Source organism: Microbacterium sp. 67-17 (assembly GCF_001898325.1).
Taxonomy (GTDB): Bacteria; Actinomycetota; Actinomycetes; order Actinomycetales; family Microbacteriaceae; genus Microbacterium; species Microbacterium schleiferi.
Window position 1 is genome coordinate 1 of record NZ_MKTR01000015.1, and the last position, 10,645, is coordinate 10,645.

Below are 10,645 nucleotides of genomic sequence, written 5' to 3' on the forward strand. Positions count from 1 at the left end.
GACCCCAGGCGCCCAAGCTGCCCGAGGCCGCCTGGATCAACCAGCCCTCACAGGAGGCCCTCATACAGACCGCCTGACGGAATCTGTCTCACCCGCCTTGACACTTTCCGGCCAGCTCGTCAGGCACGCTGATGCGCACGTGACGGGTCTGCCCTTGCAGGGCATACCAGTCGACGCGTGCGAGTGCCTGGCGGGCGCCGGGCACCTGAAGCACCTCACGCTGCGCCCACCGTGCGCGCACCTGCGTACCGACCATCACATCGACGATGTCGTCCTCTCGAACGAACCGGTGCAGGGGCCCACCGCCGACAGGTTCGAGAGGGCGGAAGCCGAGCTGCTGCAACGGCCCGGCGACTGCGCTGATCTGATGTACGCCCATGTTCATGAGGAGGTCAATGTCACCCGTCGGGCGCGGTGGGTTCACACCGGCACGGATCGCATGCGCGTGGACCATCAGCCCGCCGACGAGAACCCACGCTTTCGAGTCGGTGGCATCCGCGACTTCGAATACGAGGTTCCACGGGTGGATGTTGTCCGGGACGACGATCAGGTGTTCCGCGTCAGCCATTCCGCTCTCATCTGGTCAAGAGCTCGAACACCGGCGCTGTGCACGCGGGTCGGCGCGGCGCGCGCGCAGTCGACGGCGACCAGCGCCCTCTGCGCAATCCCTGTCGAAACCCACGTACTGCTGCCGGAGCTGGGTGTGTAGATAGCGACGTTCCCATTGAGGTCGTCGACGAGACCGGCGTCGTCGATGAGGTCCTCCAACGTGCAGCCGGTCAGGTAACCATGAAGCGTCGACGACTCGCCGACGAGACGCTCACCGAGGACATCAATCGCGCTCTCCCCCGTCAGGGACACCTGGTTTCGGACCAGACCAATGTTGCGGGTCGAGAATCCGCGGATCTCTATCGTTTGAGCGATCTTCCGCCACAGCTCGCCTGTCTCGGTCGTCATGATCCTGCGTTGCGTCTTCGCGTCCGCGCCGGTGCCGTAGGAGAGTGCGGCGATGACATACTTGACGGTCCGCTCGGACCACGGCCGGCCGTGTGGGAACCCGAGTCGGGCTCGCTCCTGAACGGATCCGAGGTCAACGATCCAATGGCCGGCCAGCTGCCGGCCGGTGAGCTCGCCGGAGCGGAGCATGTCGCGGACACGTTGGTCACTGACCTCCAGCCGCTTCGCGGCTTCACGGACAGCAATATCGACCATGTCAAAAACCTTTCGCGCTCGAAACGTTTATATCACCGACGTGCACGGTGCGTCCTGAGCGCGACGCGCGTCACGCACGAGGAGGCATCCCGCGGGTACGCGCGGGTCTGAGCGGCGGGCGCATAGTTCGCGCGCGCACCCAGCCTCGACGATCGCTACCCCGCGGCGCGCACGTCCCAGGTCAGCTCCAGCCCGAGCGCAGCAGCGACCTGAGTGATTGTGAGCAGCGCCGGGTAGGACTGCCCCGTTCGATCCGGCTGATCTTCCCCTGCGGGACACCACTGGCGGCTTCCAGCTCACGCTGCGTCATCCCTTGCGCACCGGCGCCTCCCTCAAAAGCGCCCCCAGGGAGGCCCTGTCGCTTGCTGGAAGGTGCGCAGGCAGCGGCGGCGGCGGCGGCGGCCACTGCAAGGACATCCAGCCCGGACCTTACCCGCACCGCTGGGAGGACGACAACGATGCTGCGCTCCGCAACGCCCCACCGACCTCTACACCGCGGGCCTGGAGCTCGACGCCACTGCGATGTCGGTCACCAACATTCTCGATCCTGCGGGCGCGAAGCGCGATGAGGTAGACAGTTCGCTGCTCAAGCTGCACGTCTGAGCGGATCTCGCCCTTAGTCAGTAACGCCCCGAGGTGTCGGCGTCAGTCAAGCGCAGCCTTCCGGGGCATAGATTGTAGGTACGTCACCCACGGTGATGTTTATGACGACGCCGTCTCTCACCCCGATGGACATGCCCCGGCCCGCGCCGTTCTCCACTTCGTAGAGCAGGAGGCCCATGTCCAGTCTGTGAGCGCGGGGCAAGACGGCGGGGTAGGCGCCCTCGACGTCAGCCTGTGAGGATCCCAGCTTGATCCCCTCGAGAGTTGCCGCTGGCACAGTCGCGGCGATGCCCGTCCGATAGTAGGAACCCAGGGAGATTGAGTTCAAGTCGCTGCTTCCCGGGCTGGGAAGGTTCATGTCGTGCGTCAGCACGCTCATCCCGTCGTAGATGGTGCCCTCGCCGAACCAACCGCCAGCTGCGCAGCCGCTCTCCCAGCGGCCGGTGTCCCCGGTGAATCCCGGGAGAGAGGACACGTCGTCCCACGTCGTGCTTCCCACCTTGAGCGGGCCGATTCCGTCCGCAGTGATTACCCACGGGATGACGTTGCGGATCACATCAACGCGTACAGTCCCCTGCCCTGTTATCTCGTTGAAGAGTCCTATGAAAGAGCCCGCGAATAGGGCGGGAATCGCGCCGATAAGTCCTAGGGCCAGCCGGATGGGGTAGGACGCCGCGGCAGCCGCTGTGCCCACGCACGCGAGCGTGATGCGAAGGAACTCCGCAGCCGTTGACGCATTGAACGTGTCCGCTGCCGCGACGCTTACGACGCCGGACAGGCAGTCGAGCTGACCCACCTTCTCCATGAACGCCGCGCCGCCGCCCAGCGGGTTGATGATAATCCCGATGAGGTTCAGCAGCACAGCCCCGATGACCATGCCCGCGTCCTGACGGGCTTCGAAATACTGGGGCGGGTCTGAGCTGCTGAACGAGAACTGGGCGGATGCTCCGCCGCCCATCGCAACTCCGCCGGACGGAGTCGGGATCCACCTGTTGACCAACTCGGTCAGAATGCCCTGGCCGTCCGGGCTTGCGACCGTCGTCCCGGTGACCTGTGGCGTGGATACCACGCGGTAGGGCATCACGCTGGCTGCATAGAGGTTGACGGTGATGGTGTCCCCGTCCAATGAGATGCACGGGTGGACCCAGCCGCGGTCGTCGATGCGGTATTCGAATGTCGAGGCGATGGTGACGGTCTCTCCCACGCAGTCTGGGGCTGGCATCTCGATTCCAAGCGACTGCATCACGAAGTCGCGAGCCTGGCTGAGGGCCTTGCCGAAATCCATCTGAATGGGCTGGAACAACGACAGGTGGTCCGTGGTGGCGGCGAGGACATCGCCGTCACGGGCCGTCTCGAGGAGCCCTACTGTGCCATCCTCCGACTCCGTCAGGATGAGCAGCGTCTGATCCGACGACCACTCCTCACCGGAGATAGCAGGCTCGTGAATCTCGAACCGCAGGTCGACGGGTTTTGCCGGCTGCAATCCATCGCCGAGGGTGAGCGAAATGGACTTGCCAAGCTCTGTCACTGTCGCTGCCAGGCCTCCGCCTGTCGCCTGGCCCACAAGCTCGAGGGTGACCTGGGTGCCCTCAGGTGCCACACCGCCAGTCCCGGTCGCGGTCACACCGTCCAGCGCCAGCTCGAAGCCGTCAGCGCCGACCGTGGTCGTCGCCCGATCTGGTGGCTGCGGCGTACAGGCGACGAGGGCAGACACGACCAGTGCTGCAATCGCAGTCGCCGTCAATGATCTGCGCATTGCGCCCCCCAACAAGACAGCTGCGGCCCCGCGCCCCCGAGCCTGTTCACGCTCATCGAACCACAGCAGATGCACTAGTAACAAGACGCGACAGGATGGCGTCCCACGTGCAGATCGCGGCTATGTGGCGCGATCTGCTCACGAGCGAGGACCGACCCGCCTGAATGACGATCGGTCGCGCACTCCGCAGCCCAGCCCTCCGCGCGAAACTACGTACCACGAAGCCCAGCATTGTTGCCGCTGAGGGACCGCCCTTCCTTCAATTCGTCTTGCGCTACGCTGGTGCCGACCCGAAGCCTGGGTATGCGGAAGGAGCTCGCCTCAAATCCGCCGCTCGGCGCATCGACGCGCGGGGCGGCGGCGTTCTACACGCGCCCGGCGCATACTGAGTTCGTGACGACGCCAACTGCCACCCGGTCGCCACCGGCCGGGCGATCATGGCGCGCGCGGCGGAGCGGATCATTCCGCTTACACTCGAGCTCGGTGGCAAGTCTCCGAACATCGTTTTCGCAGACGCTGACCTCGAAGCGGCAGCGGCCAGCGCCTATGCGGGGTTTACCTTCAAGTCAGGGCAGGTCTGCTCCGCCGGGACGCGCCTGCTCGTGCACGCCGACGTCCACGATCGTCTCATCGATCTGCTCACCGAGCGCGCCCGCGTTGCACGCGTCGGCCCTGGCATCCAGGATCTCGACATGGGGTCCATTGCCAACCGTGCCCAGTTCGATCGTGTCTCCGAGTATCTCGCCCTCGGACAGGCCGAGGGCGCGACCATCGCGGCGGGCGGCAGAACCCTCGACATGGGGGACGGCGGCCGAGGCCTGTTCGTGGCCCCCACGATCTTCACGGACGTGTCGAACAGCATGCGCATAGCCCGCGAGGAGATCTTCGGACCCGTTCTCTCGGTCATCCGCTTCTCCAGCGACGAGGAGGCGGTGGACATCGCGAACGACACTCCCTACGGCTTGGCCGCCGGGATCTGGACGCGGGACGTGTCCCGCGCCCACGCCGTTGCACGTCGCATCGACGCCGGTCAGGTCTACGTCAACGAGTACTTCGCCGGCGGCGTGGAGACGCCCTTCGGCGGGTTCAAATCCAGCGGCGTCGGCCGTGAGAAGGGCTTCGAGGCCCTCAAGCACTACACGCAGACCAAGACAATCACTGTTCGGCTCTGAACGCCGACGCATCCACCCCTTCCCAACAGGAGACCTCCCGTGAGATTGACTTCCAAAACCGCCCTCATCACCGGTGCCGGCAACGGCATGGGGCTTGCTGGCGCGCAACTGTTCGCAGCTGAGGGCGCCAACGTGCTCCTCACCGACGTCAATGAACCCGCGTTGGTCGCAGCAGTCGAATCGATCCGCAACGACGGCGGCTCGGCTGACTACATCGTGGCCGACGCCTCCAGCGAGGCCGACAACGACGCGGCGGTCGCCGCAGCCATTGACCGGTTCGGCGGACTGGACATCGTTTGGGCCAACGCCGGCATCCCGCAGACGTTCACGTCGATCACCGACACCACCGTGGAGCAGTTCGACCGGCTGATGGCGATTAATGCTCGCGGTCCGTGGCTCGCCGCCCGCTCGGCCAAGGCGGCGCTCGTGGAGCGCGGCGGGGGCTCCATCGTGATCACCGCCTCGCTGTCCGGCCTGAAGGCGCGCGCCGACCTCGCCGGCTATCAGTCGTCCAAGGGGGCTGCGGTGATGCTGACGCGCTCCCTGTCCCGAGAACTCGCGCCTTTCAACATTCGCGTGAACTCCGTGTGCCCGCTCGCCGCCAACACGCAGATGTGGGGGCAGTTCCTCGGAGAGGGGGCCGACATCGAGGCCGCCACCGCCGCAGCGACCGCCAATGTGCCACTTGGCCGTCTCACCGAGGCATCCGATGTCGCCTACGCCGCCCTGTTCCTCGCGGGCCCAGAGTCAGCATTCATCACGGGCGTGAACCTGCCGGTCGACGGCGGATCCCTGGCGTAGTCCGCGTCCGGACCCACCTAACCCAGGGAGCGTGTCTTCTCTTCGCCAGGCCGGTTGTGGATCACTTCACGATCAGCCAATGAGGGCGTCGCTAGTAGCGTGTCGCGTCTAATGTAACGGGTATTGCTGGTTGGCTTGTCTCGATTGATACTTGATCGGGAGGAGAGACTGTCATGCCGAGGCCGAAGGAACATGTCGTCACATTGACGGTTGCTGATCGGGTGAAGCTGACCCGGGTGATTTCGCGGGGCTCGAATCCTGCGCGGACGATCATGAGGGCCAGGATTCTGCTGGAGTTGGACGAGTCCGCTGGGCCGGTGTCGGATCGACGGGTGGTAGCCGAGCGAGTCGGGGCGTCGGAGGGCACAGTGTATCTGGTCGCGAAGCGGTTCACCGAGTCTCACGGGAACGTGGATGACGTGATCGGCCGCCGCAAGCGGGCCACGCCGCCGGTGCCGGCGAAGGTCACCGGAGACGTCGAGGCGCGAGTGATCGCGCTGGCGTGCACGAAACCACCGGCAGGGTTCGACCGGTGGTCGCTACGGTTGCTGGAGAAACATGTGCTGCTCACCGACGGGCTCCCGCCGCTGGATCACTCCACGATCGGTCGGACCCTGAAAAAGGGGGGCTTCGTCCTCATCTGAAGAAGTGCTGGACGATCCCGCCGCACGCGAACGGCGAGTTCGTCGCTCGGATGGAAGACGTGCTGGAGGTCTACCACCGTCCCTACGACCCGCAGGTGCCAGTCGTATGTATGGACGAGAAGCCCTACCAGCTCCCACCAGCACGGCACCAACCTGCCGCGCACCACAGGGGGCCGGTTCGAATTACATGAATCTGTTTGCTGAGCCGGACGATCATGCGGTTGGACGGTCCCGGGGCGGATTGAGCACCAAGATTCACGCCTTGGTTGATGGCAAAGGCAGGCCCTTGGTTCTGCTAGTCGCTCCGGGCCAGGGCGGGGACGCGCCGATGTTCGCCCACCTCATGAACCAGCTGAAGATCAACCGGGCGGGTCAGGGCAGACCCAGAACCCGCCCGGACCGCGTCCGCGGTGACAAGGCCTACTCCTCGAGAGCGATCCGAACCCACCTCCGCGACCGCGGTATTACCGCAGTCATCCCGCAACCGTCCGACCAGATTGGCCACCGAAAGCGACGAGGTTCCACCGGTGGCAGGCCGCCTGCCTTCGACAAAGAGGACTACAAGGGCCGAAATGTCGTCGAACGAAACTTCAACATCTTCAAGCAATGGCGGGCCCTGGCGACCCGCTATGACAAGCTCGCCCTGACTTACCGCGGCGGAGCAGTTCTCCGGGCAATCATCATCTGGCTGACAGCTTTAGGAGACACGCCCTAGCGAACGAGGAAGAATTCCTGCGCAGCGTTCGATCGTGTGAATCACGGGGCCGGGTAAGGATGAAAGCGGTGGCGGCGTCCTGGTTGGGCGTTCACCGGCCCAGCTCTTGATGTTGCAATAGCTCGAGGGCGCCGCAACTATCCGTCAGGGACAGTTCAAGCCGTTCCGATTCGGGGTAGCGCACCACAGGGTTCTCGCCGCCCCATATCTGTACCGACTGGTCTGGGCCCCACTGCGGCCATCCCGGGTTTCCGGTTGCGGCGAAGCGGGTCCATGCGCTGCGCATCCGGATGCCGGATTCGATCACTGAGTCAGTTGGCTCCGGGATCAGCGCTCCCATTCCGGTGTCCAGGGTGTTGAAGGTCAAGGGCACGTCAATGGCGTGCGGGGAGCCCATGCCCCCTACCGGGTCGATGCACAGCTCGTAGACGAACACGTGTCCCCCGGCGTCGGCGGCGGCCATGGCAGCCTGCAGTGTAGGGGCGAGGAACAGGTAGTCGGTATTGACCTTTTCGTAGAGCTCCCCGGGTTCTGCTTGCGGCATAATGGCGCGGTAGCCGTCGGCGTCTCCGTTGGGTGCGAAGATGTGCAGGGCGGTGTCCGCTTCTTCCGTGGTGATGCTAAACCGCTTTCGTAGGGCGGTGAAAAGACGGTATTCGTCGCGGTTATGGCCGGTGATTATGGGTATTTCGCGGGCGGCGCCATTTCGAAGCGCCGTCCATGGGTCCTCCGGCATCGTGTCTCCGTCCACGATCGGCCCAAAGATCGGCCCAGACGACGAGGAAGTGTAGGCGAGGGTACCCCATTCGTCGGCGCGGTTTCCCATGGTGCTGATGACCAGCCGCGTTGCGTCGGCCAGCGTCTGAGGAGTCAACGTCGCAAGGGTGCGTGCATCTGCTGTTCCTTCGATGCCGGCTGCGGCGGCGACGGCCTGGGTGACCGAGTGCGCGAGTGGTGGGGAGAAGAACATCCGAGGAATACTCTGGGCGATGGCCCGATGGAACAGATTGCGGGCGCGTGGCATGGTTAGCAGGGCCAGGACACATCCGGCGCCTGCGGATTCTCCGAAGATTGTGACCTTTTGCGGGTCACCTCCGAAGCCGGCAATGTTGTCCCGCACCCATTCCAGTGCCGCGATCTGGTCGAGGATCCCGCGGTTGGAAACGGCGCCGTCGATCTGTCCGAAGCCGTCCACACCCATCCGGTAGTTCACGGTGACAACCAGGACGCCCTCGCGGACCAGTGCGGTCCCGTTGTACGCCCGTTCTGAACCTGCCCCGGCGAGGTAGGCTCCGCCGTGGAACCACACCATGACCGGCAATGCCTCTGGAGCTGCACTCGGGGCCCAGATGTTGAGGGTCAGACAGTCAGGTGCCGGATCGGTTGACGGCGGGATCTCCGAGCCAGGCAGTTGCAGGACCTGGGGCGCCGGGGGCCCGTACGAGGAGGCATCGCGAACAGAGCTCCATGGAGTAGGGGCCTGGGGCGGTGCGAATCGGTGCCGGCCCCAGGGCGGCGCGGCGTAGGGGATCCCGAGCCAACTGCGCACCCCGTCATCTTCACGGCCTTGGACTGGACCTGTTTGAGTTAGCACCGGGTTGAGCATGGAACCGACCTTTCATAATTTGCAGAGAATATTTCTGTATTCAAGAAAATGACTGAAAATGTGACGTTCGTCAACCCCTCTGACATGAAAATTAGGTGAGTGCGGTGGGGTGCGTGGGGTGAGCGGTGTTATCCGGTCTGTTGCAGGGGTTCGAGAATGACTTGATAGCCGAGGGATTCTAGTTGTCTGACGGCCCGGGCCATGGTTTTAACGGGTGTCTGCCGGGTGAAGTAGTCGGCGCCGGGGTCGTTGTAGAGTTCGCCGGTGGTGAGCATGTGCCACGCTGCGGTGAGGATGGAGTGTTCGACGGCGACGAGGGCTTTGGCGGGTCCGCGCCGGGAGGCAATGCGCCGGTATCTGGCACCGAGGTAGGTGTTCTTCGATTTCGCGCAGGACAGAGCAGCGATGCCCAGGGCACCTTTGAGGTACCGGTTGCCGGGCCGTGTTTTGGTGGATTTGACCCGTCCGGCGGATTCGTTGGATCCCGCGCTTGTGCTTCATCCGGCGCCTGCGCCGGGCCGGCCCGGCGCGCTGAGCGCAACCGGCACACCAGCCCGGGCAACAATTCCCTCAACCGGGTTCGTCCGGGGAGGACGGAGCCACGGGCGCCGCGATCTCTTTCACGGGCACATCACGCCCAGCCGAAAACCGCCGCTGTCTTCGGCCCCTCTCCCAGAGCCCACCGTGGTCGCCGGAAACCGGACACGAACAGGGGGGCCACTTCAAGAGATACAGGCCAGTTTGTCCGCGATCGCGGTGTTCGACTCGCACGCCGAAGCCAGCAGCACGATCTGGGCGCGCTGCGCCAATCCGGCACGGACTCGAAGACCCCGTCAAGCGGGATAGTTCCCCAGGATCACCATCAACGACGCGTCGCATAGCTGGCGCTGCGACGGCCTGCGTAGTCCGCCAGGATTCGAACGAAGTCCTCGGTTCGCTCCGCGAAGACGTAGTGGCCCGCGGTTCCCAGGATGTGCAGGCTCGTGGTCTCCGAGACGAGGGCGAGCTTCTGGTAGAAGGCGATGCCCAGGTCAACCGGCGCCGAGCGATCGTCGCGGCCCCAGACGACTTCGACGGGAATATTGACCTCGCCGGCGAAGAGGCGAGCGCGGATGTCGTCCTTCGCCGCCTGAAGACTCGGCTCCCAGTATTTCTTCTCAACCATCGGGTAGGTCTTGAGGGCGTTCTGGTGGTTCTCCTTGACGTACTTGGCGGCGGCCGCATTGATTTGTTCCTGCGGCACCGGGGTCACGTACAGCGCACGGAAGAAGGCTCCGCAGATCTCCTCCGGAGACGCGTCCGCCGGAAGCGAACGCGTGATCGCGTCGTAGAACTCAACGTCGCGGAACTTAGGGTCGGTGCCAGCGAGCGTCGCGCTCGACACGATGAAGAGACCTTTGGTCGACTCCGGCATGTCAAGAGCGAGCTTGCTCGCCAGCAGGCCACCGCGCGAGTGCCCGACCAGAATCATGTCCTCGAGTCCCAGAGCGTCGATGAAGCCCCTGGCGTGCTTGACCACCGCATCGAACGTCCACTCGGCATGCGTCGGCGCGAGGTCAGTCTCTCCCTGCCCCAGCTTGTCGAAGGTCACGACGCGGAAGCCCTTGTCGACCAGAGGAGCGATGACGGGAGCCCAACCATCCCCGCCGCCCGGCATGCTCATACCCGAGTGGCCACCGTGGATCAGGAGGATGACCGGACCCTCGCCCTGATCGATATAGCGCGTCCTGATTCCGCCGACGGATATGTAGTTCACGGACAGGTCTGTGTTCAACTCAAGCCTCCTGATCAAAGCAACTGGCTCGCCTATGGGGCGAGTATCTGCCATTTCTGTCACACAGAGAAGCCTTCTGTCAAGAGGGATCCGTGATTCAACGCCGGTGACAAGTTGAACGCCCGCGATCGCCGTCGACATCCCGGTCGTCGGTTGACGCTCGTTGTGCGCCAGCTGCTGATGGGGCCCGCCGAGCCCATCCCGATTGGTACGCCTTGGTTGACGTGAATACACGCCGATACAACAGCAACCACAACCGGCTGGCCCCTGTGCGTCAGGATGGGGTGAGACACCAGCACTGCTGACCTTCGCACTGCACGGGGCGAGAACGGACCAATACTGAGATGACGATGACGGTTGCT

Annotated in this window: 8 protein-coding genes and 3 pseudogenes; 4 read left to right on the top strand and 7 right to left on the bottom strand. The window is 64.5% G+C overall.

Annotated features, from left to right (window positions below):
* Positions 1-88: 88 nt before the first annotated feature.
* The 4 genes from BGO47_RS07115 to BGO47_RS07125 form a co-directional block, all read right to left on the bottom strand.
* Positions 89-568, bottom strand: a complete 480-nt coding sequence (locus tag BGO47_RS07115; RefSeq protein WP_292709959.1) for a hypothetical protein — start codon at positions 566-568, stop codon at positions 89-91.
* Positions 547-1,212 carry a helix-turn-helix domain-containing protein gene (locus BGO47_RS07120; protein ID WP_194384087.1) on the bottom strand — a complete coding sequence of 222 codons (666 nt, stop codon included), beginning with the start codon at positions 1,210-1,212 and terminating at the stop codon, positions 547-549. The genes BGO47_RS07115 and BGO47_RS07120 overlap by 22 nt, the downstream gene beginning before the upstream one ends.
* 181 nt (positions 1,213-1,393) lie before the next feature.
* Entirely contained in the window at positions 1,394-1,522 is a 129-nt protein-coding gene (locus BGO47_RS15120; RefSeq protein ID WP_194384086.1) for a hypothetical protein, read from the bottom strand.
* 339 nt (positions 1,523-1,861) lie between these two features.
* The gene (locus tag BGO47_RS07125) at positions 1,862-3,529 is read right to left on the bottom strand and encodes a hypothetical protein (protein ID WP_194384085.1); all 1,668 of its coding nucleotides are present in this window, start codon (positions 3,527-3,529) and stop codon (positions 1,862-1,864) included.
* A gap of 473 nt (positions 3,530-4,002) precedes the next feature.
* On the opposite strand from BGO47_RS07125, the pseudogene BGO47_RS07130 reads away from it, so the two are divergent.
* The 4 genes and pseudogenes from BGO47_RS07130 to BGO47_RS07145 all read left to right on the top strand — a co-directional run.
* Positions 4,003-4,743: pseudogene (locus BGO47_RS07130) on the top strand (aldehyde dehydrogenase family protein); the annotation flags it as partial.
* A 39-nt stretch (positions 4,744-4,782) separates the two neighbouring features.
* The gene (locus BGO47_RS07135) at positions 4,783-5,544 is read left to right on the top strand and encodes a glucose 1-dehydrogenase (protein ID WP_228480868.1); all 762 of its coding nucleotides are present in this window, start codon (positions 4,783-4,785) and stop codon (positions 5,542-5,544) included.
* Positions 5,545-5,876: 332 nt separating this feature from the next.
* Positions 5,877-6,188: a helix-turn-helix domain-containing protein gene (locus BGO47_RS07140; RefSeq protein ID WP_292709964.1), complete on the top strand. Its 312-nt coding sequence runs from the start codon at positions 5,877-5,879 to the stop codon at positions 6,186-6,188.
* Positions 6,189-6,320: 132 nt separating this feature from the next.
* Positions 6,321-6,903: pseudogene (locus BGO47_RS07145) on the top strand (IS5 family transposase); the annotation flags it as partial.
* 91 nt (positions 6,904-6,994) lie between these two features.
* Here the strand turns inward: BGO47_RS07145 and BGO47_RS07150 are convergent.
* From BGO47_RS07150 to BGO47_RS07160, 3 genes and pseudogenes are all read right to left on the bottom strand, one after another.
* Positions 6,995-8,509: a carboxylesterase family protein gene (locus BGO47_RS07150; RefSeq protein WP_292709966.1), complete on the bottom strand. Its 1,515-nt coding sequence runs from the start codon at positions 8,507-8,509 to the stop codon at positions 6,995-6,997.
* Between the two features lie 128 nt (positions 8,510-8,637).
* Positions 8,638-9,015 (bottom strand): annotated as a pseudogene (locus tag BGO47_RS07155) (IS110 family transposase); the annotation flags it as partial.
* Positions 9,016-9,371: 356 nt separating this feature from the next.
* Entirely contained in the window at positions 9,372-10,424 is a 1,053-nt protein-coding gene (locus BGO47_RS07160; protein ID WP_292709968.1) for an alpha/beta hydrolase, read from the bottom strand.
* Between the last annotated feature and the right edge of the window lie 221 nt (positions 10,425-10,645).

What these genes read in the sequence shown, in the direction of transcription:
- BGO47_RS07115 (WP_292709959.1), bottom strand. Translation starts at nt 568, where the DNA reads ATGGCTGACGCGGAACACCTGATCGTCGTCCCGGACAACATCCACCCG.
- BGO47_RS07120 (WP_194384087.1), bottom strand. Translation starts at nt 1,212, where the DNA reads ATGGTCGATATTGCTGTCCGTGAAGCCGCGAAGCGGCTGGAGGTCAGT.
- BGO47_RS15120 (WP_194384086.1), bottom strand. Translation starts at nt 1,522, where the DNA reads ATGACGCAGCGTGAGCTGGAAGCCGCCAGTGGTGTCCCGCAGGGGAAG.
- BGO47_RS07150 (WP_292709966.1), bottom strand. Translation starts at nt 8,509, where the DNA reads ATGCTCAACCCGGTGCTAACTCAAACAGGTCCAGTCCAAGGCCGTGAA.
- BGO47_RS07160 (WP_292709968.1), bottom strand. Translation starts at nt 10,424, where the DNA reads ATGTCGACGGCGATCGCGGGCGTTCAACTTGTCACCGGCGTTGAATCA.